This is a genomic window from Phenylobacterium sp. LjRoot225, from assembly GCF_964252855.1.
Classification (GTDB): domain Bacteria; phylum Pseudomonadota; class Alphaproteobacteria; order Caulobacterales; family Caulobacteraceae; genus Phenylobacterium.
The window spans coordinates 2,123,129-2,148,880 of the sequence record NZ_CAXUPL020000001.1 but is presented as its reverse complement, the minus strand read 5'-3'; the positions used below and the strand labels follow the sequence as shown (position 1 = coordinate 2,148,880).

Annotated in this window: 21 protein-coding genes; 14 read left to right on the top strand and 7 right to left on the bottom strand. The window is 69.4% G+C overall.

Going from position 1 to position 25,752, the window contains the following annotated elements:
- Positions 1-24 precede the first annotated feature (24 nt).
- The 3 genes from ACSQ2B_RS10020 (at position 25) to ACSQ2B_RS10010 (ending at position 3,482) form a co-directional block, all read left to right on the top strand.
- Positions 25-1,452, top strand: a complete 1,428-nt coding sequence (locus ACSQ2B_RS10020) for an FGGY-family carbohydrate kinase (RefSeq protein WP_436049434.1) — start codon at positions 25-27, stop codon at positions 1,450-1,452.
- Entirely contained in the window at positions 1,449-2,597 is a 1,149-nt protein-coding gene (gene lldD, locus ACSQ2B_RS10015; protein ID WP_436049433.1) for an FMN-dependent L-lactate dehydrogenase LldD, read from the top strand. The genes ACSQ2B_RS10020 and lldD overlap by 4 nt, the downstream gene beginning before the upstream one ends.
- A gap of 99 nt (positions 2,598-2,696) precedes the next feature.
- Positions 2,697-3,482 (top strand): DeoR/GlpR family DNA-binding transcription regulator, encoded by a 786-nt coding sequence (locus ACSQ2B_RS10010; protein ID WP_436049431.1) that lies wholly within the window; start codon positions 2,697-2,699, stop codon positions 3,480-3,482.
- Positions 3,483-3,578: 96 nt separating this feature from the next.
- Here the strand turns inward: ACSQ2B_RS10010 and ACSQ2B_RS10005 are convergent, their stop codons facing one another.
- Complete coding sequence (locus ACSQ2B_RS10005) at positions 3,579-5,873, bottom strand: TonB-dependent receptor (RefSeq protein ID WP_436049429.1); 2,295 nt, start codon at positions 5,871-5,873, stop codon at positions 3,579-3,581.
- Between ACSQ2B_RS10005 and ACSQ2B_RS10000 the strand changes: the two genes are divergently transcribed.
- The 6 genes from ACSQ2B_RS10000 to ACSQ2B_RS09975 all read left to right on the top strand — a co-directional run bounded on the left by ACSQ2B_RS10000 (position 5,815) and on the right by ACSQ2B_RS09975 (position 14,145).
- Positions 5,815-6,804, top strand: coding sequence for a TetR/AcrR family transcriptional regulator (locus ACSQ2B_RS10000; protein ID WP_436049428.1), 990 nt, complete (start codon positions 5,815-5,817; stop codon positions 6,802-6,804). The two genes, ACSQ2B_RS10005 and ACSQ2B_RS10000, sit on opposite strands and share 59 nt — an antisense overlap.
- A 159-nt stretch (positions 6,805-6,963) precedes the next feature.
- On the top strand, positions 6,964-7,263 hold the full coding sequence (locus ACSQ2B_RS09995; RefSeq protein WP_436049426.1) for a hypothetical protein: 300 nt from the start codon (positions 6,964-6,966) through the stop codon (positions 7,261-7,263).
- Positions 7,260-9,746: a glycoside hydrolase family 2 TIM barrel-domain containing protein gene (locus ACSQ2B_RS09990; RefSeq protein ID WP_436049424.1), complete on the top strand. Its 2,487-nt coding sequence runs from the start codon at positions 7,260-7,262 to the stop codon at positions 9,744-9,746. The genes ACSQ2B_RS09995 and ACSQ2B_RS09990 overlap by 4 nt, the downstream gene beginning before the upstream one ends.
- 70 nt (positions 9,747-9,816) lie before the next feature.
- Positions 9,817-10,008, top strand: coding sequence for a hypothetical protein (locus tag ACSQ2B_RS09985; protein ID WP_436049422.1), 192 nt, complete (start codon positions 9,817-9,819; stop codon positions 10,006-10,008).
- Positions 10,009-10,049: 41 nt separating this feature from the next.
- Complete coding sequence (locus ACSQ2B_RS09980; RefSeq protein WP_436049421.1) at positions 10,050-10,382, top strand: hypothetical protein; 333 nt, start codon at positions 10,050-10,052, stop codon at positions 10,380-10,382.
- A 397-nt stretch (positions 10,383-10,779) separates the two neighbouring features.
- The gene (locus tag ACSQ2B_RS09975) at positions 10,780-14,145 is read left to right on the top strand and encodes a glycosyl hydrolase (RefSeq protein WP_436049419.1); all 3,366 of its coding nucleotides are present in this window, start codon (positions 10,780-10,782) and stop codon (positions 14,143-14,145) included.
- Positions 14,146-14,165: 20 nt separating this feature from the next.
- On the opposite strand, the gene ACSQ2B_RS09970 is transcribed toward ACSQ2B_RS09975, so the two are convergent.
- Positions 14,166-15,032 (bottom strand): alpha/beta fold hydrolase, encoded by an 867-nt coding sequence (locus ACSQ2B_RS09970; protein ID WP_436049417.1) that lies wholly within the window; start codon positions 15,030-15,032, stop codon positions 14,166-14,168.
- A 235-nt stretch (positions 15,033-15,267) separates the two neighbouring features.
- On the opposite strand from ACSQ2B_RS09970, the gene ACSQ2B_RS09965 reads away from it, so the two are divergent.
- Genes ACSQ2B_RS09965 through ACSQ2B_RS09955 form a run of 3 tightly spaced genes read left to right on the top strand, consistent with a single transcriptional unit; the run spans position 15,268 to position 17,684 of the window.
- Positions 15,268-16,092: an SDR family NAD(P)-dependent oxidoreductase gene (locus tag ACSQ2B_RS09965; protein WP_436049415.1), complete on the top strand. Its 825-nt coding sequence runs from the start codon at positions 15,268-15,270 to the stop codon at positions 16,090-16,092.
- Positions 16,093-16,126: 34 nt separating this feature from the next.
- Entirely contained in the window at positions 16,127-17,293 is a 1,167-nt protein-coding gene (locus ACSQ2B_RS09960) for an LLM class flavin-dependent oxidoreductase (protein ID WP_436049413.1), read from the top strand.
- A 31-nt stretch (positions 17,294-17,324) separates the two neighbouring features.
- Entirely contained in the window at positions 17,325-17,684 is a 360-nt protein-coding gene (locus tag ACSQ2B_RS09955; protein WP_436049411.1) for a cupin domain-containing protein, read from the top strand.
- Here the strand turns inward: ACSQ2B_RS09955 and ACSQ2B_RS09950 are convergent.
- Positions 17,681-18,568: an IclR family transcriptional regulator gene (locus ACSQ2B_RS09950; RefSeq protein ID WP_436049410.1), complete on the bottom strand. Its 888-nt coding sequence runs from the start codon at positions 18,566-18,568 to the stop codon at positions 17,681-17,683. The genes ACSQ2B_RS09955 and ACSQ2B_RS09950 overlap by 4 nt on opposite strands.
- A gap of 136 nt (positions 18,569-18,704) precedes the next feature.
- Between ACSQ2B_RS09950 and ACSQ2B_RS09945 the strand changes: the two genes are divergently transcribed.
- Positions 18,705-19,598 (top strand): alpha/beta hydrolase, encoded by an 894-nt coding sequence (locus tag ACSQ2B_RS09945; RefSeq protein ID WP_436049409.1) that lies wholly within the window; start codon positions 18,705-18,707, stop codon positions 19,596-19,598.
- 55 nt (positions 19,599-19,653) lie between these two features.
- On the opposite strand, the gene ACSQ2B_RS09940 is transcribed toward ACSQ2B_RS09945, so the two are convergent.
- The 4 genes from ACSQ2B_RS09940 to paoA all read right to left on the bottom strand — a co-directional run bounded on the left by ACSQ2B_RS09940 (position 19,654) and on the right by paoA (position 24,620).
- A complete protein-coding gene (locus ACSQ2B_RS09940) occupies positions 19,654-20,637 on the bottom strand; it encodes an aldo/keto reductase (RefSeq protein ID WP_436049407.1) in 984 nt (327 codons plus the stop codon).
- Positions 20,638-20,798: 161 nt separating this feature from the next.
- Entirely contained in the window at positions 20,799-23,006 is a 2,208-nt protein-coding gene (gene paoC / locus ACSQ2B_RS09935) for an aldehyde oxidoreductase molybdenum-binding subunit PaoC (RefSeq protein WP_436049405.1), read from the bottom strand.
- A 4-nt stretch (positions 23,007-23,010) separates the two neighbouring features.
- Positions 23,011-23,961, bottom strand: coding sequence for an FAD binding domain-containing protein (locus ACSQ2B_RS09930; protein ID WP_436049403.1), 951 nt, complete (start codon positions 23,959-23,961; stop codon positions 23,011-23,013).
- Positions 23,958-24,620 (bottom strand): aldehyde dehydrogenase iron-sulfur subunit PaoA, encoded by a 663-nt coding sequence (gene paoA / locus ACSQ2B_RS09925; protein WP_436049401.1) that lies wholly within the window; start codon positions 24,618-24,620, stop codon positions 23,958-23,960. Before paoA ends, ACSQ2B_RS09930 begins: the two co-directional genes overlap by 4 nt.
- Before the next feature lie 218 nt (positions 24,621-24,838).
- Here paoA and ACSQ2B_RS09920 point away from each other — a divergent pair, with 218 nt between their 5' ends.
- A complete protein-coding gene (locus ACSQ2B_RS09920) occupies positions 24,839-25,732 on the top strand; it encodes a LysR family transcriptional regulator (RefSeq protein ID WP_436049399.1) in 894 nt (297 codons plus the stop codon).
- Positions 25,733-25,752 lie beyond the last annotated feature (20 nt).

Below are 25,752 nucleotides of genomic sequence, written 5' to 3'. Positions count from 1 at the left end.
TCATCTTCGATAATAAATGATCAAATGAAGTCGAGCCGAGACGATCTGATTGTGGTGCTGGACGTCGGCAAGACGCTGGCGAAGCTGAGCCTGTGGACCCCCGCCGGCGAGCTGGTCGCGCGCGACGCCCGCGCCAACCAGAGGGTCGACGCCGGAGCCTATGTCGCCCTCGACGCGGCCGGGATCGAGGACTGGATCGCGGCAACCCTGAGCGACTTCGCCGGCAGGGGCCGGGTGGGCGCCATCGTGCCGGTCGGCCATGGCGCGGCGGCGGCCATCGTGCGTGACGGCGCGCTGGCGGTCCCGCCGCTCGACTACGAGGAGCCGATCCCGCCAGCCGACCGCGAAGCCTATGACGTCGGGCGCGACCCCTTCGCCCAGACGGGCTCGCCGGCCCTGCCCGACGGGCTCAATCTCGGGGCCCAGCTGGACTATCTGGAGCGGCTTCATCCGGGCCTGCTCGAGGGCGCGCAGATCCTGCCATGGCCGCAGTACTGGGCCTGGCGGCTGTCCGGCGTCGCTGCCAGCGAGGTGACCAGCCTGGGCTGTCACAGTGACCTTTGGCGGCCCAGCGCCGGCGCGCCGTCGGACCTGGCGCGCCGGCGCGGCTGGGCGGAGCGGCTGGCGCCGCTGGCCGCAGCCGGCGACGTGCTGGGCATGATCACCGAGGATTGGGCGCGCCGCACCGGATTGCCGGCGGACGTGAAGATCTACTGCGGCCTCCACGACTCCAACGCCGCCCTGCTGGCGGCCCGCGGCTTTCCGGAGATCGCGGGGAATGAGGCCACAGTGCTGTCCACCGGCACCTGGTTCGTGGCCATGCGCACACCGGCCGACGACAGCCTCGTCGAGATCGCCGACCTGCCGGAGGCGCGCGACTGCCTGGTCAATATCGACGCCTACGGCCGGCTGATCCCCAGCGCCCGCTTCATGGGCGGCCGCGAGATCGAGGTGCTGACCGGCGTCGATGCGCGCCGCATCGACATCAAGCCCGACCAGCCCGCCCTGGTGCAGGCCGTGGCCGAGGTGGCGGCGGGCGGCGTGTGCGTCCTGCCGACCTTCGCGCCCGGCGTCGGCCCCTTCCCAGGCCAGCGCGGCCACTGGATCGGCACGCCGACGGATCAGGCCGCGCGACGCGCTGCGGTCTCGCTATATGCTGCCCTGATGGCGGACGTTTCCCTCGACCTGATCGGCGCCCGATCGCGCATTCTCGTCGAGGGGCGATTCGCCGAGGCCGAGGTCTTCGTGCGCGGCCTGGCGAGCCTGAGGCCCAACGATCGGATCTACGTGTCGAACGCCCACACAGATGTCTCCTACGGCGCCCTGCGCCTGCTGAATCCCCACCTGCAGCCGACCAGCGAACTTGTGCGGGTGAAGCCGCTGGAGGTTCCGCTCACGGCCTACCGGGACGCCTGGCGCCGCGACGTCGAGCGAGCGGAGCCGTCGGCATGAAGGCGGCCTCGGCGCTCGACTACCGAGAGCTGGCGCGCCGGCGCCTGCCGCGCTTCCTGTTCGACTACATCGACGGCGGCTCCTATGCGGAGGTCACGCTGCGGCGGAACGTCGAGGATCTGGAGCGGATCGCGCTTCGTCAGCGGGTGTTGAGGGACGTGGCCTCGCTCGACCTCTCGACGGAGATCTTCGGCCAGAAGCTGGCCATGCCGGTGGCGCTTGGGCCGGTCGGTCTCTCGGGCATGTACGCACGACGCGGCGAGGTGATGGCCGCCCGGGCGGCGGAGGCTGCAGGCGTGCCCTTCTGCCTCTCCACCGTCGCGGTCTGCCCGCTGGAGGAGGTGGCCAAGGCGGTCGAGCGCCCCTTCTGGTTTCAGCTCTATATGATCCGCGACCGGGTGTTCATGCGTGACCTGCTGGCCAAGGCGCGGGAGCTCGGCTGCTCGACCCTGGTGTTCACCGTCGACATGCCCGTCGCCGGCTCGCGTTACCGGGATTTGCGCTCGGGCCTGAGCGGCGCGGACAATGTCGCCGGGTCGCTCGACCGCTTTTGGCAGGCGGCGCAGCGGCCAGGCTGGGCCTGGGATGTCGGGCTGCATGGCAGGCCGCATACGCTCGGCAACGTCGCCCCGGTGCTGTCCGGAAAATCCGGCATCGGCGATTTCTTCGCCTGGCTGGGCGCCAATTTCGATCCGGGGATCGCCTGGAAAGATCTCGATTTCATTCGCAGCGAATGGACCGGCCCGCTGGTCATCAAGGGCGTGCTCGACGTCGAGGATGCGCGCGAGGCGGTGAAGCTGGGCGCCGACGGCCTGGTGGTCTCCAACCACGGCGGCCGCCAGCTGGACGGCGTGCTCTCGACCGCCGAAGCCCTGCCGCCGATTGCGGACGCCGTCGGCGACGACCTCACCGTCCTGGTTGACGGCGGCGTGCGCTCCGGCCTGGACGTCGTGCGGATGCTGGCCCTGGGCGCCAAGGGGGTGTTGCTCGGTCGGGCCTGGGCCTATGCCCTGGCGGGGGGCGGCCAGGCCGGGGTGACGCACATGCTGCAGCTTATCGAGGCGGAGATGCGGGTCGCCATGGCCCTGACCGGCGTCACCAGCGTAGCGGGGATCGATCGCCAGGCGCTGGCGGGGCGCCCGTAGCCGGCGTCCACCTCGGCTTTGCCGGTGAGCGTTTCTGGTTGTATGTCGTCACGGCCGCGTGAAATCTGACGGCAGGTGCGGCTGGGGAGCTTCCGTTTCATGCATGCGAACGAACGCGAGCGGCTCATCGTCGAGATGATGCAGGGCCGTGGCTTCGTCTCGTTTCAGGAGCTGGATTCCCGTCTCGACGCCTCGCCGGCCACCATCCGCCGCGACCTCGAGCGCATGGCCCAGCGGGGCCAGCTCAAGCGGGTGCGCGGCGGGGCGCGGCTGGTCGCCCGCGACGAGGCGCCCGCAGGCGGCCAGGGCCATCTGAGCGGGGTCCCCTTCCACGAGAACATCGGCCGCCATCCGCTGGAGAAGTCGGCGATCGGCAAGGCCGCGGCCGCGCTGTGCCGTCCGGGCGAGGCGGTGATGATCGACGGCGGCTCGACCACCCTGCAGATGTGCCCGCACCTGGCGGGGCTCAATCTTCAGGTGCTGACCAATTCGCTGCACATCGTCAGCGCCCTCCTGCCGCAGCCTGGGACCCGGATCCTGGTGCCGGCCGGGACGGTGTTCCGCGAGCAGAACATCATTCTCTCCGCCGCCGGCGACGACAGCATGCCGCGGTTTCATGCGCCGCGGCTGTTCATGGGCGCCGCGGCGATCGGGCCGCAGGGGGTGATGCAGGCCGACGTGGTGCTGGTCGCCGCCGAGCGGCGCCTGATCGAGCGCGCCGACGAAATCATCATCCTGGTCGACAGCTCGAAGTTCAGCGGGCCCTCGGGCCACATGGTCTGCGACCTGGCCGAGATCGACACCGTGGTCACCGACCCGGGGGTCTCGCAAGCCGATCGCAAGATGCTCCGCGACCGGGGCGTCAATCTCGTCATCGCCGCGTAGCGGCGCCGACGGGGCAAGGATCCGCCGGAGTCCAAAAAAATGCGCCGGACGACGCGTGTCGTCCGGCGCCAGGAGGAAGGTTCGCGGGCTGCAGGCCTAGCGCGACCCGAAGGCGTAGCGGACGTTGACGCCGAACTCGCGCACCGGGGTGAGCCGGACGTCGCCCAGATAGGAGCTGGCCGAGTTGCCGCTGACCACGGAGGTGAAGGTCGGGGGCTGCAGCGCCTGGAACTGAGTGGTGACGACGCCATTGGCGCGGTTCAGCGTCTTCTGCGTCTTGGTGATGTTCTTGGCGTACAGCGACACGTCCCAGGCGCCGTCCTTGCTGCGAACGCCGCCGTAGAGGTTAAGCAGGCCGTAGTCGGTGACATTGTCGTAGGTGTTGTACGGGTCCTGCCTGTTCTTCGGATAGTAGGAGAGCAGGCCGCGCACATAGCCGTCGACGCTGTCCGAGATCGGCTTGGCGTACTCCGACTGCAGCACGAGGCTCCATTTCGGCGTGAACGAGATTGGGTCGCTGACCTGACACTGCGCGAGGGCTTCGCCTCCGGTCGAGGCCTGCAGCTGCGCCAGCGTCGGCGTACCGGCGTTGATGTCCGGGACGCCGTCCCGGTTGAGGTCGTTGCAGGCGACGAACTGGTTCTTGATCTTGCTCTTGGCGTAGCTGAACGCCGCGGTGATGTTGAACCCCTGGGCCACCTGGAAGGCCGCGTCGATGTCGACGCCGTCGATCTTCGCATCGACGCTGGAGCCGAAGTTCGCCGTGTTCACCCGCGGGCCGAGCTGGTTCAGGTCGATATAGGCGACCGAAGGCCCACGATAGATGAAGTTCTTGAAGTCCTGGTGGTAGGCCGCGACGTTCAGCAGGACCCGCTTGTCGAGGAAGGTCGATTTGAAGCCGAGCTCGTAGGACTTGGATTTTTCGTTCTCGAGCTCGGTGTATTTGGTGATCAGCGGCGTTGGCGGACGGAAGATGCCAATGATCGAGGGGCCCGGACGGAAGGCGCTGCCGGTGTTCGCATAGACCAGGAAGTCCTGGCTGAATTTGTGCGACAGCGAGACGTTGTAGATCGTCGCCTCGTCCTTGCTGTGCAGGTTGGACAAGGTGGCGCCGTTGACCTTCAGCAGGCCGCTGTCGTCGTACCAGATATGCCGCAGGCCGCCGGACAGTTCGGTCGCCTCGCCGATGTGCCAGGTGGCGTTGCCGAAGATCGAGCGTTCCCTGGCCTTGCTGCGCCGCTGGATCGGCGTGTCCACGACGGACACCAGCCGGCCGAAGAGGGTGATCGCGCTCTGGTTGGTCAGGTCGCTCGGCGGGTTGAAGTGGCTGAGGTAGGCGCCGACCGTATAGTCGAACTGGCCGAACAGCCGGTCTTCCGAGGCCAGGCGGATTTCGTTGGTCGCCTGCTTCGCGCGGGAATGCAGGGTCTGGCCGTATTCCCGGTCCGGGAAGGCGTTGGCGGTGTCGCCCGGTGTGAAGGCCAAGATGTCCTGTTTGCTCCAGGAGCCCACATAGCTCAGCTTCTGCCCGGCGAACCGATAGTCGACGTTGCCGGTGACGATGTCCTGCTTGGTGTGGTTGCTCAGCGGCTCGTCGGTCAGGCCGAGGCGGTCCTGGGCGTGGATGATCGGGTTCACGACCGGGGCTGAGGGATCGTTGAGCGACAGCGACTCGACCGGATTGAACGACGTCAGCTTCCGGTCGAAGTGCTGGTACATGAGGTTGACCGCGAGGTTGTCGTTCGGCTCGAACCGCACGCTCGGCCGCACGCCCCAGGACTGCTGCGAGGGGTGCAGCGGGTTGTTGAGGCTGCGGACCTGGTCGTACCTGTTGTCGTCGATGATCCCGGCGAGGCGGAAGGCGAGAACCTCCTTGATGACGGGCAGGTTGACCGCGCCGTTGAGGTTCCGCCCGTGCTGGTCGTTGACGCTCAAATTGCCGACGCCGCCGAAGTCGCTCAGATTCGGACGCTGCGTGGTGACGGTGATCGCGCCCGACGGCGAGGAGACGCCGCGCAGCGTGCCCTGCGGGCCGCGCAGCACTTCGATCTGGCCGACGTCGAACATCGACTGGAACAGGTAGCTCGACTGGATGGTGGCTTCGTTCAGGTAGAAGGCGACGGTCGGCGGGGCGCCTGACTCGACCTGGAACGAAGCGCCCCGGACGGTCGCGGCCGTGGTGTAGCCGGTGTTGCCGGAGGACAGGTTCAGGCCTGGCACGATCGCCTGGACATCTTCGAAGCGTTGGATGTTGAGCTTGGTGAGCGTCCCGCCGGTCACCGCGTTAACGGTCTGCGGAACCGCCTGCAGGCTCTCGGCCTTGCGCCGCGCGGTGACGACCACTTCGCTGAGCATCGTGTCGTCGGACGAGGTGGCGGCGGGCTGCGCCATCGCCGCTGATGCGATTGCGAACACGCTCGCGCTGGCGAGCGTGGCGGAAATAAGCGCTTTCATTGATCCCTCCCGATCCTTCTTTATTACTCTGAGTAATTCGATCGGGGTGGCGGTTTGTCAACGAAATAATACCCTATCGTATGTTTATCGGCGGCCGCGCGGCTCGGGGGCGGCGCCCTCAGGATTGATCCCGGTGCGGCGAAGCTTCTACGGTCGCCCTGCGTCGCGGATGTCCGTCTTCGCGTCCGCCAACCGTTGTCTTCAGGCCATGCCCGCGAAACGTGAAACCAGCGATCCGGTCCAGCCGCGCCGGCCCCGAGGACGGCCCAGGGCGGACGATCTGGCGGCGCTGGAGGCGCGGCTTCTGCTGGTCGCTCGCCAGCTCTTCTTCCGGCACGGATACGGCGCCACCACCATGTCCGCCGTCGCCCGCGCGGCGCGCGCGTCCAAGACCACGCTCTACGCGCGCTTTCCGTCCAAGGCGGCGCTCTTCCGAGCCATCGTCGCGGACCAGATCCGGAGCTGGGACACGGGCCTCCATCACACGCCGATGCCCGACTACGACACCCTGGGCGAGACGCTGCTGTTCTATGGTGACATCGTGCTGCGCGCCGGAATGACCGCCGACTTCCTGCAGCTCAATCGGCTCCTCTACAGCGAATCCGGACGCTTCCCGGAACTGGCCGAGATCGCCGACGCGCGCCTGCGGATGGGCATCGACTACATCGCCGATCATATCCGCCGTTTCGCCGAGCCCGAGGGCGCGCCGTGCCGTGATCCTCAGGCTGCCGCCGAGTTCTTCCTGATGACGCTGAACGGCTGGTGCATCGCGGTCATCGTCGGCGACCGCAAGGTTTCGCCGGCTGCGCGCAGGGCTTGGCTGCAGAACATGGTGCGGATCTTCATCGCCAGCCGATCGAGCTGGTAGCGCGCCCGAACCTACCTTCGTCGCCGACGGCAGAAACAGTACGAATGGGTACTATTCATTCGAAGGTGGACGCGGTAGTACGGATTCTGAAATGGCGGCGCCCAGGCGGCCTGCGCGCCGCGTTCTGGAATTCAAGCTGTCCGCAATCCGAGGTGAGCCATGGACGCCCCGACCTATCCGCCCGCGGCGGCTTATGAGCCGCCAGCCGCCGCGCCCTATGAGCTCACGGTGGCGACGGCGTCGCTCGCCGAGTTAATGAGCGCGCCTGCGGCCTGGGCGATCGTCCTCAAGCACGCGCCGATGTACAAGATGGTCGTCAGCGCGCCGCACACCAAGCCGTACCTGACCAACTTCACCGTCGACAGTTTCGTCACCTACGGGGTGATCAATCAGAAGACGATCGACGCCATCGACGCGGACCTGCGCCAGCTGCCGCGCAGCCAATGGCCGGCCCTATGAGCTCGATCTCCGACATCCGGCCGGACCGTCGCCAGATGCTTCTGACCACCGCCGGCGCCGCGGTTCTTTTCGCCTCGCCGCTCGCGGCCCCGGCGGCGAAGGCCGGGCCCGCCCTGGCGCTCGGGCGCGGCCAGGGCTTCGACCTCGGCTGGAAATTCCGTCGCGGAGAGGGGGAGGGCCTGGAGGCTCCGGGCCTCGACGACAGCGGCTGGCGCGCGGTGGACCTGCCGCACGACTGGAGCCTCGACGATCTGCCGCCCGAAGCCGGCCAGACGCGCATCGGGCCGTTCGACAAGGCTGCGGTCGGCGGCAGGGACACCGGCTTCGCCGTCGGGGGCGACGGCTGGTACCGCAAGCGCTTCCGTCTGGCGGCGCCCGCCGGCGGTCGCGTCGAGGTGCTGTTCGAAGGCGTCTACATGGCCAGCGACGTCTGGCTTAACGGTCATCACCTGGGCGCCCACCCCAACGGCTACACCCCCTTCGCCTACGACCTGACGCCCTACCTCTCGGCCGACGGCGACAACCTCATCGCCGTGCGGGTGCAGAACCGCGGGCAGAACAGCCGCTGGTATTCGGGCTCGGGCATCTATCGCCATGTCTGGCTCGACGTGCACGCCGAGCCGGCGCGGATCGCCCGCTGGGGCGTCGGCGTGGCGACGCGCCGGATCACGGACGCGGGCGCGGCCATCGAGGTCGACACCCGCCTGGAAGATGTCGGGCCGGGCCTGACGCTCGTCTCGCGCGTCAAGGACGAGACCGGGCGCACGGTCTGGCAGGCCGAGGCGCCGGCGCAAGGCGAGGTTCGCCAGGCGACGACCCTCGCCGCGCCGCGGCTCTGGTCGCCGGAAACGCCCAGCCTCTACACGCTGGAGACCGAGCTTCGGCGCGACGCCACGGTGATCGACCGCAACGCGACCCCCTTTGGCGTGCGCGTCGTCACCTTCGACACGACCCGGGGCATGACGCTCAACGACAAGCCGATCAAGCTGCGGGGCGGCTGCATCCACCACGACAACGGCCTGCTGGGCGCGGCGGCCTTCGATGCGGCGGAGGTGCGCAAGGTCGAGCTGCTGAAGGCCCGCGGCTTCAACGCCCTGCGCCCGTCGCACAATCCCTATTCGCCGGCCTTCCTGCGGGCCTGCGACCGGCTGGGGATGATGGTCATCGGCGAAGCCTTCGACGCCTGGCGGGCGCCGAAGCTGCCGCAGGACTACTCCGTTCATTTCGAGGATCACTGGCGCAGCGACCTGGCGGCCATGGTGCTCAGCGCCCGCAACCATCCCAGCGTCATCATGTGGAGCATCGGCAACGAGATCCCGGCGCGAAATCTCCCGACCGGGGTCGAGGCCCAGTGGCTGCTGGCCAACGAGGTCCACCGGCTCGACCCGACGCGGCCGGTGACGGCGGCGATCAACGACTTCCCGGGGCGACTGGTGACGGCGTCCGACAAGACCGCGCGTCCGGGCCGGGCCGGCGTTCCCGACGAGGCCAGCGCTGTCTTCCTCGACGTGGCCGGCTACAACTACAAGCTCCGCAAATACGAGGCCGACCACCAGCGCTTCCCCGACCGGATCATCTACGGCTCGGAGAGCTTCCCGAAGGACGTCTTCGCCATCTGGGAGCTGACGGACCGCTCGCCCTGGCTGCTGGGCGACTTCGTCTGGACGGCGATGGACTATCTGGGCGAGGCGGGCATCGGCGGCGTCAGCTATGGCGCGGGCGGCATGGGCGCGCTCGGCGCCTGGCCGTGGGTGGTCAGCGACTGCGGCGACATCGACCTGATCGGCGCCCAGAAGGCGGCCTCCCTGGCGCGCGACGTGGCCTGGGGGCTGAGTCCGCTGGAGATCGGCGTCCAGAAGCCGCCGCCGCAGGGCAAGAAGGAGATCGTCCGCCCGTGGGGCTGGTCGGACGAGCGGCGGAGCTGGACCTGGCCGGGCTCCGAAGGCCGGCCGCTCGCCGTGCGGGTCTATACGGTCGGCGACCGCGTCGAGCTGCGGCTGAACGGTAAGACGATCGAGAGCAGGCCGGTCACCGCGGCGGATCTCAAACAGGTCGAGTTCAAGGTCCCCTATGCGCCCGGGACGCTCGAAGTTGTCGCCTTCCTGGGCGGGGCGGAGATCGCCCGCCGCAAGCTGTCGACCGTCGGCGCGCCGGCCGCGGTGCGCCTGACGCCGGAGCGCAAGACCGGCGGCGCGGGTCGCGGCGACGTCGCCTACGTCGGGATCGAGGTCGTCGACGCCCAGGGCCGGGTCACGCCCGACCTGATGAAGCCGCTGCAGCTTTCGATCTCCGGCCCGGCCGAGCTGGCCGGCTTCGGCAGCGCCAATCCCTTGGCCGTCGGCAGCTTCCGGTCGACGTCCGCCCAGACCTGGGACGGGCGGGCGCAGGCCATCCTGCGCGGCCAGGGCCGGGCAGGGCGCGTTCGGATCGAGGCCCGCGGCGAGGGGCTGAAGGCCGGGGTCGCCACCCTGCGCCTGGCCTGACGCAGACTGCGATTTCGAGGAATGACGAAACGAACATGCGCCGCCTGAAACGAGCCCTGGCGTCGGCCTGATGGCCGGGACCTGCCTGTCGCTGTCGCCATTGACGCCCGCTGCGGAGGTGGCGCGGGAACAGGTCCGGGCAGCGCCGCCCAGCGACGCGGCGGTGCGCGCCCGCGCCAAGGCGGGCGCCATCCTCGACGTCGGGGTCGGGGGCGACTCCAGAGCCGGCCTCGCCGCCAGCTTCAAGGTCAAGGCCGCGTGAGTTCGAAGCCAACCTCAGTTCAACCCAAGGAGATCTCGTCCATGCGTTTTGTCACTCTGGCGTCCGCCCTGGCGCTCGCGATGGCCTCGACCGCCGCCTTCGCCCAGTCCGCCCCCGCCGCGAGCGCGCCCGCCGCAGCGTCCGCGGGCGAACACTACAGCGTCGCCAATACGACGATCGGGACCCTGCTGGAGGACCCCGCCGCCAAGGCCGTCCTGGTCAAGCGCCTGCCCGAGATCACCAAGAGCGACCAGATCGACATGGCGCGCGACATGACGCTCAAGGACATTCAGCAGTATGCGCCCGACATGGTGACGGACAAGGCGCTGGCCGACGTCGACGCCGACCTCGCGACGCTCACGCCGAAGAAATAGCCGGCCGGGACTGGCCCCCGATCCTCGGTCGGGGGCGGCCCACTTCGGTTGGACGGCAGGAATGCAGCCGGATCTGTCACGGCTGCGGTTCAAGGACGGAAGCATGCGAGACGCCAAGGCCTCGCAGCCAGACTCCGCCGGGTCCGGCGTCCGCCTCGACCTGCACCTGCCGCGGGAGCTCTACGACGACCGACAGCCGGCGCCGTGGGCGCGCTCGTCGCGGGCTGCACCGCCCTGGCCGGGCTGGCCGACCGCCCGGCGGCGCCTGCGGATAGATCCGCGGCCTAAACCGCTGAGGAAAGCTCAAGCAGGCAATTGACGGCGCGCGTAACTGCCCCATACTGATCGAAAATGATCAAAAGTGACGGATGGCTCGAGGGCCTGGGGAGGAAACGAGATGCAGGGGCGTAAGATGAAGGTCCTCGCCGCCGCGCTGCTGGCGAGCACGGCTTTGGCTGGCGCCGCCCGTTCCCAGGGCGCGCCCGCCGAGGCCTCGCTGCAGGCCGGCTTCCAGAACCCGCCGAACAGCGCGCGGCCGCGCGTCTGGTGGCACTGGATGAACGGCAACATCACCCAGGACGGCATCCGCAAGGACATCGAGTGGATGTCCCGCGTCGGCATCGGCGGTTTGCAGAACTTCGACGCCGAGCTGATGACGCCGAAGGTCGTCGAGACCCGGCTGGCCTATATGACGCCTGCGTGGAAGGAGGCCTTCCGCTACGCAGCGGAGCTGGCCGACCAGCACGGCCTCGAGCTCGCCATCGCCTCGTCCCCCGGCTGGAGCGAGACCGGCGGCCCCTGGGTCGCGCCCAAGGACGCGATGAAGAAGCTGGTGTGGAGCGAAACCGTCGTCGACGGCGGGCGTCGTTTCGTCGGCGTCCTCGCCCCCCTCCCGCAGGTGACGGGGCCCTTCCAGGACATGCCCCGGCTGGCCGGCATAGACGCCATGTTGGGCGGGAAAGCCGCGCCGTCGCCGACCTTCCATGGCGACGCCTCGGTCCTGGCCTACCGTCTGCCGGCCGCCCGCGCGCTTCCCACGCCCAAGTTCAGCGCCGGCGCGGGCGAGGCGCTCGACGCCAAGCTGCTCGGCGACGGGGACGTCAAGACCGTGGTGCAGGTCGCGCGCCAGTCCGCGGACCAGCCCACCGTGATCGTCCTCGACTATGCTGCGCTGCAGACGGTGCGTTCGGCCGACGTCTACATCCCCTCGGCGCAGACGCTCTTCGGCGAACCGGCCCTGGAGGCGACCCTCGAGGCGCAGGACGGCGCGGGCTGGCGCAAGGTCGCCGAGGTTCCCTTGAGCAATGTGCCCACCACGGTGAGCTTCGCGCCGGCGACGGCGGCCAGGTTCCGGCTGGTGATGAAGCCGCCGGCCGGCCCGACGCTCATGTCCTCATTCATGAACGCCGCACCAGGCGTCGCCATGGCGCTGCCCATGCCGCCGGCGCCCAAGACCGTACGCGTGGCCGACCTGCGCCTGAGCGGCGAGGCGCGGGTGAACGCCTTCGAGATGAAGGCCGGGTTCGCGGTGGCGCCGGACTACTACGCCCTCGACGGCGATGCAGGACCCGAGATCGCAGGCGTCGCCCCGACCTCGATCGTCGATCTCACCGGCAAGATCGGGCCGGACGGCAAGCTCGATTGGACGCCGCCGCCGGGTCGCTGGAAGGTGCTTCGCTTCGGCTATTCCCTGGTGGGCACGACGAACCATCCGGCGACGGCCGAAGCCACCGGCCTGGAGGTCGACAAGTACGACGGCGAGGCGGTGCGCCGGTACATGGAGACCTATATCGCCAGCTATGCGGCCACGACCGGGCCCGAGCTGATCGGCCAGCGCGGCCTGCGCGCCATCCTGACCGACAGCACCGAGGTCGGCCCGTCCAACTGGACGCCGGACATGGTCGCCCAGTTCCAGCGGCTGCGCGGCTACGATCCGCGGCCGTGGATGCCGGCCCTGGCCGGCGTCGTGGTGGGCTCGCGCAAGGACAGCGACGCCTTCCTCTACGACTTCCGTCGGACCCTGGCCGACCTGCACGCCAGCCAGCACTACGGCACGGTGGCCGATGTGGCCCACAAGCATGGGCTGAAGGTCTACGGCGAGGCGCTGGAGGCCCATCGCCCCGTGCTCGGCGACGACATGGCGATGCGCAGCCATACCGACGTGCCGATGGCGGCGATGTGGACCTACAACCCGGACCAGGGTCCCAAGCCGACCTATCTGGCGGACCTGAAGGGCGCGGCCTCGGTCGCCCACATCTATGGCCAGAACCTGGTGGCGGCGGAATCGCTGACCTCGGCGATGTCGCCCTGGGCCTTTGTGCCCTCGGACCTGAAGCCCTTCATCGACCTGGAGTTCGCCAGCGGCGTGAACCGGCCGGTGATCCACACCTCGGTGCACCAACCGCTGGACGACAAGGTTCCCGGCCTGTCGCTGTTCATCTTCGGCCAGTACTTCAATCGCCACGAGTCCTGGGCGGAGCTGGCCAGGCCCTGGGTCGATTACATGGCCCGCAGCAGCTACCTGCTGCAGCAGGGCCGTAACGTCGCCGACGTCGGCTATTTCTACGGCGAGGAGGCGCCGCTCACGAGCCTCTATGGGGACAAGCCGGTCGCCGACGCCCCGGTGCGCTACGCCTATGACTTCGTTGGCGCCGACGCGCTGATGAACCACCTCAAGCCGGACGGCGGCGAGCTGGTCGCGACCGGCGGCGCGCGCTACCGCGTGCTCTATCTGGGCGGATCGAGCCGACGCATGACGCTGGCGACCCTGCGGCGCCTGGCGGAGCTGGCGGACGCCGGCGTCACCATCGTCGGACCTGCGCCGGAGGGCTCGCCGAGCCTGAAGGACAATCCCGCCGAATATCAGGCCCTGGTCCGCAGGCTCTGGAGCGGGGCGCCCGTCACCCAGGTCGGCAAGGGCCGGGTCTTCGCCAGCCAGGACGTCGAGGCGGCGCTGGGCGCAGCCGGCGCGACACCGGACTTCCGGGTCAGCGGCGCGGCGGACGCCGACGTGCCCTTCGTGCACCGCCGGCTGGCCGACGGCGACCTCTACTTCGTCAACAACCGCAAGGCTCGGGCGGAGACGCTTGAAGCCCGCTTCCGGGTGAGCGGCAAGGCGCCGGAGATCTGGCGCGCCGACACCGGCAAGGCGGAGCCCGTGTCCTACCGCATCGAGGGGGCCGAGACGGTCGTGCCGCTCGACATGCTGCCGCAGGACGCCTTCTTCGTCGTCTTCCGCACGCCCGCGACGGCGCAATCCGTCAGCGTTCCCGCGCGGACCTGGACCTCGGTCGGCAAGGTCGACGGCCCCTGGACGGTCGCCTTCCAGCCGGGCCGCGCCGCGCCGGCGTCCGCCAGGTTCGACAGGCTGCAGTCGCTGACCGAGAGCGCCGACCCGGGGATCAAATACTTCTCCGGCGTCGCCGCCTATCGCCAGACCTTCATTGCGCCGCGCGGCCTCAGGCCGGGTGCGCCGGTCATGCTCGACCTTGGCCAGGTGGCCGACATCGCCCAGGTGTTGGTCAACGGCAAGGAGGTCGGCTACGCCTGGAAGGCGCCCTATCGGGTGGAGGTCACCTCGGCGATCCGTCCGGGCAAGAACACGCTCGAGGTTCGCGTCGCAGATCGCTGGGTCAACCGCCTGATCGGCGACGCCCAGCCCGGCGCGAAGCCGATCACCTACACCACCATGAAGGCCTACAAGCCCGACGCGCAGCTGCGGCCCTCAGGCCTGCTCGGCCCCGTCACCCTGCTGGCGCAATAGGAAACGCGGACTGCTGGCCGCTAGATCGACCGGAGCGGTTGCTGCAGCAGGTCGAGGGCGGTGCGGTTGAACGCCTCCGAGCGCTCGTACATCGCCCAATGTCCGGCGCCGGAGATGACCCGGAACGCGAGCTCGCGCCGAACGCTGCGAAGAGCGGCTTCCTGGACCGGCGGGTTCGGGTGCGGGCGGTCGAATTCGCCCCAGATGGCGTCCACCTGCGCACCCACGCGCGGCAGGACGTCCAGCAGCCTGTCGGGCAGGACGAGCGGCGTCGGCCTCAGGCGTCCGCGCGCGCTGTTCACCTCCTGCAGGTGCAGGGCCAGCTCGTCCACGGAGGCGGGATCGTGCAGCATGATGGCCAGCAGGTTGCCGCGGTGCGCCGCCCGCCGCGCCTCGCCCGTCAGGCCGCGCACGCGATGGGACTCGACGACTCCCATCGGCGTCGCCAGGCCGCCCGTCCCGACCAGGATCACGCGCCGCACGAGCTGCGGATGCAGGGCCGCGAGATGGGCGGCGACCACGCCGCCGAGGGAGAAGCCCAGGATGTCGAGGGGCGGTCCCGGCGCCAGCTGGCGCAGTCCCGCCGCCAGGGCCTCGGAGATGTCGGCGTGGTCCGGGCGCTGGGGCAGGGCGGATTCGCCGTAGCCCGGAAGGTCCGGCGCCCAGACGGTGTAGCGCGCCGCCAGGGCGTCAATGTTGCGGATCCAGTGGGACCAGGCGCCATGGGCGCCGTGGGTGAGCAGGAGCGGCGGGCCCTCGCCCCAGGTGCGCCAGGCCATCACGCCCTTACCGCAGGGCGTCTCGTAGCGCCGGGCGCGGCGTTCGAAGTCGGCGACGACGGCCCCGGGGTCGCCAACGGCCGGAACGGCGCTCGCGCGAGTGTCCATGACGCGTCCTCGACCTGCGCCCGTGAGCCGGGCTCTCAGCTCTCTCAAGACAACGACAGCGCGCCGTCCGCAAGCCGGTGACGCAAACGGGGTTTGACAGCCCATCTTATCCGGCTCACCATCGATATTACATCAACGGTTTCTATATTGCAAAAAAAACTAGGGCGAGGCCGTTTCATCTTTCGGCGCGGAGCCCGCGGCCGAGAGGGGCCGAACCCATCGCGGGAGGAAGATCATGTCCCTGTCCATCGATCTCGAAGGTCGCGTCATCCTTGTGTGCGGCGCCGCGTCAGGCGGCATCGGCGGGGCGACCGTGCGCCAGGCCGCCGCGGCTGGAGCGACCGTCTTCGCCGTCGACAACAACCAGGCCTTCATCGACGAGACGATCGCGGAGGTCGAACGGGCGGGCGGACGCTGCCAGGGGATCGTCGTCGACCTGATGGATCCGGCGCAGACCGATTCGCTGATCGAGACGGTGGTCGCCCGCCTGGGTCGGCTGGACGGCGTGGTCAATGTCGCCGGCGGGACCACGGCGGAGGAATGGAAGCCGCTGGAGCAGACCTCCACGGAGATGTTCCGCAACACCCTCAACTTGAACCTGGAATACGTCTTCCGCATCTGCCGCGACGCCGCCGCCTCGATGATCAAGCGGGACGCGCCGGGCTCGCTGGTCAATGTGGGCTCGGTCAGCGCGCTGACGTCCGCGCCGTTCCACGGACCCTATGGCGCCGCCAAGTCCGGCATCACCGCGCTCACCCGCACCATGGCCTTCGAGTGGGGCCGCTACGGCATCCGCGCCAACACGGTGCAGCCCGGCGCGGTGATGTCGCAGCGGGTGCTGTCGCGCGCCAACACGGTGGCGGCGGGCGGGCGGGCCGGGGGTTCGTCCGACATCGTCGTCACCACCATCGACGAGCTCGCCAACGCCATCGTCTTCCTGCTGAGCGACCTGGCCTCAGGGATCTCGGGACAGACCATTTCGGTGGACTCCGCGCTGAGCACCAAGTTCTGCGGCGGCGCCCGCCCGTTCGAAATCAACAAGCGCAACCCGCAGGTCTGAGAGCCGCCGGTCGCCGCCGATCAGGAGCGAAATCATGGAACTGGGCCTGTTGTACGAGATCGAGGCGCCACAGCCCTGGGCGGGCGACCATCCCTGGGGGCAGCGGACCGCGGAGCGCACCGCCTACCGCGAGAGCCTCGAGCAGATCGTGCTCGCCGACAAGAAGGGCTTCGACACCGTCTGGTGCGTGGAGCACCACTTCCGCGAGGGCCGCTCGCACATGCCCTGCAACGAGGTGGTGCTGGGGGCGCTGTCGCAGATCACCAAGGACATCAAGCTGGGCTTCGGCGTCGCCCTGATGCCGCACGAATTCGGCCATCCGGCGCGCGTGGCCGAGAAGGTCGCCACCGTCGACCTCTTGTCGGGCGGACGCGTGCAGTGGGGCATGGGCCGCTCCACGCCGATGGAGCAGATCGCCTTCGGCGTCGACCGGACGCGCAGCAAGGAGAAGATGTGCGCCGCGGCGCGCTCCGTCGTCGGCATGTGGGAGCAGGAATACTACGAGGAGCACTCGGAGTTCCTCGACTTCCCCAAGCGGATGGTGACGCCCAAGCCCTACCAGTATCCGCACCCGCCGGCCTGGATGGCGGCCTCGTCGGAGGACACGGCGCGCATGGCCGGCGAGAACGGCCTGGGTTTGCTCTGCTTCAGCATCCTGCAGCCGCTCAGCAAGCTCCAGCCGCTGGTCGAGGTCTACCGCCAGGCCCAGGCGCGGGCGACGCCGCTGACCAGCGTGCAGACCAACAAGGTCGGCATCTATACCCTGGTCCACTGCGCGGAGTCGCGCTCCAAGTTCGAGCAGAACCGCCTCTGGGAGTCGATGTGGTGGTGGTACGCGACCGTGGCCCAGTTCAGCATCAAGTGGGAGCTCTCCCACCTCAGCGAGGAAGATCAGAAGCGCGCCTTCCCGCTGCTCGACAAGCAGGCGCGCGGCGACTTCGACATCACTCATTTCGACGAGCAGGACATGGTCATCGTCGGCACGCCGGACGAATGCCTGGCGAAGTTCCTCAAGTACGAGGAGGCCGGCGTCGACCAGGTGCTCTGCTACACCAAGTTCGGCTACCTGCCGCACGAGGCGGTCCTGAAGTCGATCGAACTGCTCGGCGACTACGTGATCCCGGAGCTGAAGCGGTGCGGCGCGCGGCGGATGGCCGAGAGCCTAGGCGCGACGGTCCGGCTGCGCGCGGCGGGCGAATGACGGGGTCAACCCGACGAAGGAGGCGTGATCGATGAGCGTGACAGTCATGCGCGACGCGGACAGCGACTGGCGGGAGGTCTCCGGCGACTGGCCCGGCAAGGCCAAGGCCGGCGAGCCCCGGGTCCTCTACAAGATGCTGCTGCCGATGGCGCCGGGGCGGCCCAACGTGCAGCGCAGCCGCTACGAGCCGCACCACTTCGAGCCGCCGCACAGCCATCCGGAAGACGAGGTGATCTATCTGCTGGCCGGCGGCCTGACCTTCGGCAGCGAGGCCCTGGGCGTCGGCGATGCGATCTTCGTTCCAAAGGACACCCGCTACAGCCTGCGGGCGGGCGACGCCGGCGCGGAGTTCGTGCGGGTGGGGATGGGGACGCCCGCGGAGCCGTCCTAGCCCTGACTGCGATCCTCGCGCATGATCTGCACGCAGGTGCGCACCAGCCGATCCGCGTAGGTGTAGATCATCGCCCCGGTGACCTTCTCGGAAAAACCGCCGAAACAGAGGCTGAAGGCGGCCGCTCCGGCCTGGTCGAAGATCGGGGCGGCGATCAGCTGCAGGTCGTAGAGGGCGTCGGGCAGGACGGCGTTCGAGTGCAGCATGCGCCGGTCGAGCGAGCCGATCAGGCCGATCATCTTGTCCTTGTAGTCGGTCGCCTGGCGGCCGGAGGACATCTCCGCCATCAGGGCGGCGAGCTGGTCGTTCTCCGGCAACTGTAGGGTGACCTGATAGCCGCGCTTGCGGATCAGGGCGAGCGCGTCGCGCCACTCGTGGATCAGGGCGGCGTCCTTCGGGTCGGCGCATTTCGCCAGCCAGGCCTCGATGGCGGCCGGCGAGGCCCAGGCGACGAAGGCGGCGCCGATGGGCGGGACGAGCGGCATGCGTTCGCCGACCCGCAGGCCCGCGTCGCGGCCAGCGGCGTCCGTCACGGACACCACGCCAAGGATCTCGTCCTCGATTGCGGCGCTGAGCAGCACCGGGATGCCGAATTCCCGATACAGCTCCTCGGCGGCGTCGCGGGCGCGCGCGACCAGGGGCTGGCTCTTGAGCGCGGCCTGGCCGGCGGCGATCAGGGTGGGGCCCAGGGTATAGGTTTTCTGCTTCGCTGAACGGCAGAGGTAGCCGCGATCGGTCAGGGCGCTCAGAACCGCGTGACAGGAGGCGACGTTGATCTTGGCGGCGCGGGCGATCTCGGACAGCGTGAAGTCGCGGCCCGGAAACGACGCCAGGAAGTCGATCACATCCAGGCTTCTCGAGGCCGACAGGGCGGGTCTTGGCACGCATCCTCCAGGTAGGCGGCGTTTGACAGCCGAAGCCCCAACGCACATTATCGGCATTACATAAGTATTTTCGACATTGCAATATATGGCGCGCGACGGCGCGTCCGAGCCGCCGAGCAAGAGGTGAAGTCCGGCCATGAAGGAAGGACGTTCCAAGACCACTGAGCGCCGATCGCTGCGGCTTCTGGAAGCGCGCGCAGGGCGATCCGCGCCGCTCGAGGTGGTGGAGCGCCGCAAGGCCATGCTGGGGGCAGTCGACGGCGGCGTCTGGCGCACGGAGCGGGCCCCGATCGTCGAGACCCTGGGCGGGGTGCGTGTGCTGCGCTTTCAGCCGCCGGCGGCGCGGCGTGGCGTGGTGCTGCACCTGCACGGCGGCGGGTTCCGGCTGGGCTGCCCGGAGATGATCGGGCCGTTCTCCGCGGCGCTCGCCGAGCGATGCGGCGTCGAGGTCGTGCTTCCGGCCTACAGGCTGGCGCCCGAACATCCGTTTCCCGCCGGGCTGGTCGACGCCCGGGCGGTGCTCGCCGCGCTCCGGCGCGAGGGCGCCGGGCCCATCGTCATTTCCGGGGACTCGGCCGGCGGCGGCCTCGCCGCGGGACTGACCGCGCTGAGCCTGGACGAGGGGCATGGGCCGTCAGGTCTCGTGCTTCTGTCGCCCTGGCTGGATCTCACCTGCGAGAGCGCCTGCTACCAGGCGAACGCCGACACCGACCCGCTCTTCTCGCTCGGGGCGGCGCAGCTGGCGGCCGAACTCTACCTGCAGGGCCTATCGCCGCGCGATCCGCTGGTCTCGCCGCGCTTCGCCGACGTCGCCGGCTTCCCGCCGACCTTCGTCAGCGTGGGATCCGGGGAGGTGCTTGCGGACGACGGCCGCGGCTTCCACCAGGCCCTGCGCGCCGCCGGGGTGGAGGCGTCCCTGCTCGCCGTCGACGGCATGGACCATGTGGCGGTCACGCGCGGCCTGACGCTGCCGGGCTCTGCGGAGACGTTCGAAGCCCTGGCCGGCTTCATCGACCGGTTCACGCGTTAAGACCGCATCATCGCGCGGTCGGCGCGATCGCCAGGCTCGCGCCGCGAGAGTCCGATCAGCGGTTGATCAGCTGCTGCATCTGCGCCGGGTAGCGGTCCCCTTGCACGGTCACCTCGGAGAGGGCGCATTCGATCTCGCGCAGGTCGTCGGGCGTCAGCTCGACGGCGGCGGCGGCGATGTTCTCTTCCAGGCGATGCAGCTTGGTGGTGCCGGGGATCGGGACGATCCACGGCTTCTGGGCCAGCAGCCAGGCGATGGCGATCTGGGCCGGCGTGGCCTTCTTCTGCGCCGCGATCTCGCCGAGCCGATCGATCAGCGCGTGGTTGGCCTTGCGGGCTTCGGCCGAGAAGCGGGGCACGACGTTGCGGAAGTCGCCGCTGTCGAAGGTGGTCGTCTCGCTGATCGCGCCGGTGAGGAAGCCCTTGCCGAGCGGGCTGAAGGGGACGAAGCCGATCCCCAGCTCCTCGAGCGTCGGCAGGATCTCCGTCTCGGGCTCGCGCCACCACAGGGAGTATTCGCTCTGCAGGGCCGAGACCGGCTGCACCGCGTGGGCGCGGCGGAGGGTCTGGGCGCCGGCTTCGGACAGGCCGAAATGCTTCACCTTGCCTTCGCGGATCAGCTCGCCGACGACGCCGGCGACCTCCTCGATCGGCACGTCGGGATCGACGCGGTGCTGGTAGAAGAGGTCGATGACGTCGGTGTCGAGGCGCTTGAGCGCGGCCTCGGCGACCTCTCGGATGTGCGCCGGGCGGCTGTCCAGGCCGACCTGCGGGCTGGCGGACTTGAAGCCGAACTTGGTGGCGATCACCACGTCCTGCCGGAAGGGCGCCAGGGCTTCGCCGACGACCTCCTCGTTGGTGAACGGACCGTAGGCCTCTGCGGTGTCGAAGAAGGTGACCCCGCGCTCGACGGCGGCTCGGATCAGCTTGATGGCGTCCTGCCGGTCCGTGGCCGGGCCCAGGCCGAAGCTCAGCCCCATGCAGCCGAGACCGATCGCCGAGACTTCGAGGCCGCTCGTTCCGAGTTTGCGCTTTTGCATTGTCTCTTCTCCAGTGCGCGGCCGACGCGGGGCCAACCCACGAGCGGCCGTCGGTGTTCGAGAACCGATATTTAGACCGGGCGCCGCTCAGCGATTAGACGAGGAAATGTGCATGAGCCTATGACCTCGGCATATCAATTGCTGTGGGTGCGGGCGGCCGGTCAGGTCATCTGCGGCAGTCGGTCGAGCAGCTTGTCGAGGGTGACCGGATAGTCGCGTACGCGCACGCCGGTGGCGTTGTAGATCGCGTTGGCGACCGCCGCGGCGACCCCGCAGATGCCGAGCTCGCCCACGCCCTTGGCCTTCATCGGTGAGATGGCCGGGTCGGTCTCGTCCAGGAAGATCACCTCCTGGTGCGGGATGTCGGCGTGGACCGGCACCTCGTAGCTGGCGAGGTCATGGTTGGCGAAGAAGCCGACGCGCGTGTCGACGGCGAGCTCCTCCATCAGGGCTGCGCCGACGCCCATGGTCATCGCGCCGATCACCTGGCTGCGCGCCGACTTGGGATTGAGGATGCGACCGGCGGAGCAGACAGCCAGCATGCGGCGCACCCGGACCTCGCCGGTCGCCGCATCGACGGCCACCTCGACGAAATGGCCGGCGAAGGTGGCCTGGCGGTATTTCTTCTGCAGGTCGCCGAACTCGATCGTGTCCTCGGCGACCACGCCGTCCGGCCCCGCGGCCTCGGCGAGGGTCACGCTGTGGTTGCCGGAGCGAACCTGCCCGTCGGCGAACACCGCCCCGGCGGGATCAAAGCCCAGCTTCTGGGCCAGCGCCTCGCGCAGCTTGACGCAGGCGGCGTAGACCCCCGCGGTCGAGCTGGTCGCGCCCCACTGGCCGCCGGAGCCGGCGGACACCGGAAACGTCGAATCGCCCAGGCGCACGACCACCTTGTGCAGCGGCAGGCCCATCATCTCGGCCGCGGTCTGGGCGATGATGGTGTAGGTTCCGGTGCCGATGTCGGTCATGTCGGTCTCGACCGTGACGACGCCCTTGGCGTCCAGCCGGACCCGCGCGGCGGACTTCATGACCGGCGCGCCGCGGTAGGCGGCGGCCATGCCCTGGCCGATCAGCCAGCCGCCCTCGCGGGTCATGGCCGGCTTGGGATTGCGATGGCGCCATCCGAACCGATCCGCGCCCATGCGAAGACATTCGATGAGCTGACGTTGGGAGTAGGGCCGCTCGGGACGTTCCGGATCGACCTGGCTGTCATTGCGGATCCGGAACTCGACGGGATCGAGGCCGAGCTTTTCGGCCATCTCGTCCATGGCGATCTCCAGCGCCATCAAGCCGGTGGCTTCGCCCGGCGCACGCATGGCGTTGCCCTCGGGCAGATCAAGCGTCGCCAGCCGCGTGGCCGTCATCCGATGGGCGCCGGCGTAGAGGGCGCGCGTCTGGTCGACCGCCCCGTCGGCCTTGCCGCCGGCCAAGTCCCCGGACCAGCTCTCGTGGGCGATGGCGGTGATCTTGCCGTCCTTCGTCGCGCCGATGCGGATCCGCTGGATGGTCGCTGGCCGGTGGGTGGTGTTGTTGATCATCAGAGGCCGCTGCAGCGCCACCTTCACCGGTCGCCTGGCCGCGCGGGCGCCGAGCGCCGCCAGCAGGGCGTCGGCCCGCAGGAACAGCTTGCCGCCGAAGCCTCCGCCAATGAAGGGCGAGCTCAGCCGGACCTTCTCCTTCGGAATGCCCAGCGTCTTGGCCATGTCGCCCCGGCACCAGTCGATCATCTGGTTCGAGGTCCAGAGCGTCAGCTCATCCCCGTTCCAGGCGGCGATGGTGGCGTGCGGCTCCATCATCGCGTGCGATTGGTCGGGGGTGGTGTAGGTCGCGTCGAACTGCACCGGGGCTGCGGCGAAGGCGCCGGCGAAATCGCCGACCGCGGTGTCAGGCGCGCCGCCGGTGATCCTGGCCGGCTTGACCGCCGTGTCCTTGCTGGCGGCCAGGTCGTAGGCGCCCTCGGCCTTCACATAGCTGACGCGGATCAGCTGGGCGCCGGCCCGGGCCTGTTCGAAGGTCTCGGCGACGACCAGGGCGACCGCCTGATGGTAGTGCTGGATCTCCGGGCCGCCGAGCAGCCTGGCGGTGTTCAAGGAGCCCTTGGTGAGCGGGCCGGCGTTCTCGGCGGTGACGACGGCGATCACGCCGGGCGCGGCCTTGGCGCGGCTGACGTCCATGGCGGCGATCCGCCCCTTGGCGATGGCCGAGCCCAGCACATAGCCATAGGCCTGGTTGCGGACGACATCGTGCCGCTCATAGGCGTAGGCGGCCGTGCCGGCGGTCTTCATGGGGCCGTCGATCCGGTCGGTGGGTTTGCCGACGACCTTCAGCTGGTCGATGGGGTTGGCGCCCGCGGGGGTGTCGAACTTCATCGGTTCAGGTCCTCGCTTGCGCCAGCACCGCGCCGAGCGTGCGCTCGGCCAGGGTCAGCTTGAAGGCGTTTTCCGGCGTCGGCCTGGCGCCGGCCAGCAACTGGGCGGTGACGGCCTTGGCGCCGTTGGGCATCTGGGTCTCAGCGGCTTCGATGCGCCACGGCCTGTGGGCGACTCCGCCCAGCGCCACGCGCCCGGTCCCGTCGGGCTGGACGACCGCTGCGACCGAGACGAGAGCGAAGGCGTAGGACGCCCGGTCGCGCACCTTGTGATAGATGTGCACGCCGCCGATCGGCCTGGGCAGGGTGACCGCGGTGATCAGCTCGCCCGGCGTCAGCGTCGTCTCCAGATGCGGCGTCTGGCCGGGCAGCCGGTGGAAATCGGCGATCGGAATTCGCCGCGAGCGGCCATCCGGCTGGACGGTCTCGACCGTGGCGTCGAGCGCCCGCATCGCCACGGCCATGTCGCTCGGATGGGTGGCGATGCAGGCGTCGCTGGAGCCGATGACCGCCAGTTGGCGACTGAACCCGCCGATCGCGCTGCAGCCGCTGCCCGGCTGGCGTTTGTTGCAGGGCTGGTTGGTGTCGTAGAAATAGGGACAGCGCGTGCGCTGCAGCAGGTTGCCCGCCGTGGTCGCCTTGTTGCGCAACTGGCCCGAGGCGCCGGCGAGCAGGGCCCGCGACAGCAGCCCATAGTCGCGCCGGACGCGCGGATCGGCGGCGAGGTCGGTGTTGCGGACCAGGGCTCCGATCCGCAGCCCGCCCTCCGGCGTCGCCTCGATCTTGTCGAAGCCCAGCCCGTTGACGTCGATGAGATGGGGCGGCGTCTCGATCTCCAGCTTCATCAGGTCGAGCAGGTTGGTGCCACCGGCGATGAACCTGGCGCCGGGGGTCTTCGCGGCGGCCGTCGCGGCCCAGGCCGGCGAGGTCGCGCGTTCGTAGGTGAAGGCCCTCATGCCGCGCTCCCGGCGACTTCGGTGATCGCCTCGATGATGTTGGAGTAGGCACCGCAACGGCAGATGTTGCCGCTCATCCGCTCGCGCAGTTCCATCTCGGTCAGTTGCGCCGGCGCCGTCAGGTCGCCGGTCACATGGCTGGGGACGCCGGCCTTGATCTCGTCGAGAACCGCCACGGCCGAGCAGATCTGCCCGGGCGTGCAGTAGCCGCACTGGTAGCCGTCATGCTTCACGAAGGCGGCCTGCATCGGGTGCAGGGCCTCAGGCTTGCCCAGTCCCTCGATGGTCGTGACGCTGTCGCCCTCGTGCATCACCGCCAGCGTCAGGCAGGAATTGATCCGCCGGCCGTCCGCGATCACCGTGCAGGCGCCGCACTGGCCATGGTCGCAGCCCTTCTTGACGCCGGTCAGGCGCAGGTGTTCGCGCAGGGCGTCGAGCAGGGTGGTCCGCGTATCCAGCTCGAGTTTCCGAGCTTCGCCGTTCACCTTGAACGAGACCTTGGCCATCACGGGCGCACCTGGCGGCTGGGCGGTCGCGACGACAGGCGCAGCGGTCGCCGCCGCTCCGGCGGCGCCGGCGAGCAGCACGCCGCGCCGGGACATCTCCGGCCCCGCGAAGTCTTGCATGTGCGGTTCAATTTCGCTGTCGAAGCGATCCATCGGAGCATCCATTCTCGGGATGATCGGTCGCAAGCCCGAACCCGCAGCTTGGCGGGGCGCGCGCCGGAACGACCGTCACCGGCGAGCATAACGCTCAACCGCGCATATGGATTAGGGGCTCAACCCTGCGTAAGCCTATATCGCAGATTCATGAATGCGCCGGCCTACGCGCGCCGCGACACTGCGGATTCGCGGGCTGCGGCCTCGGAGCTTGATGCATGCGGCGCGAAGAGCTGGGTGATCTGATGGCCTTCCTCGCGGTCGCCGAGGAACGCAGCTTCACGCGCGCCGCCGCCAAGCTCGGAACCTCCCAATCCGCCCTGAGCCACACCGTTCGCCGCCTGGAGACGCGGCTGGGGGTGCGGCTGTTGACGCGCACGACCCGCAACGTCGCGCCGACCGACGCCGGCGAGCGGCTGATCGCCACGCTCCGCCCGGCCTTCGACGGGATCGACAGCGAGCTGGCCGCGCTGAGCGCGTTTCGGGACAAGCCCGCCGGGACGATCCGCATCACCACGAGCGGCCACGCGGCCGAGACCATCCTTTGGCCCGTGCTGGCCCGTCTGCTGCCCGACTATCCCGACGTCAAGGTCGAGCTCTCGATCGACTCCAGCCTGACCGACATCGTGTCGGAACGCTTCGATGCGGGCGTGCGCCTCGGCGAACAGGTGGCGAAGGACATGGTCGCGGTGCGCATCGGGCCGGAACTGCGCATGGCCGTGGTCGGCGCGCCATCCTATTTCGCCAACCGCCCGCCGCCGCGGACGCCGCACGACCTGACCGATCACGCCTGCATCAACCTGCGCTTTCGGACCCTGGGGGGCCTCTACGCCTGGGAGTTCGAGAAGGACGGGCGCGAGCTCAACGTCCGGGTCGACGGGCAGCTGGCGTTCAACGACGTGGCGATGATCCTCAACGCGGCGGTCGCAGGCTTCGGCCTGGCCTGTCTGCTGGAGGATGCGGTCGCCGATCATCTCGCGGCCGGTCGGCTGGTGCGCGTTCTCGAGGACTGGTGTCCGCCGTTTGCGGGCTACCACCTCTACTATCCAAGCCGCCGCCAGGCGGCGCCGGCCTTCACCCTGCTGGTCGACGCCCTGCGCTATCGCGGCTGACGGGCCCTGCAACCAAGCGC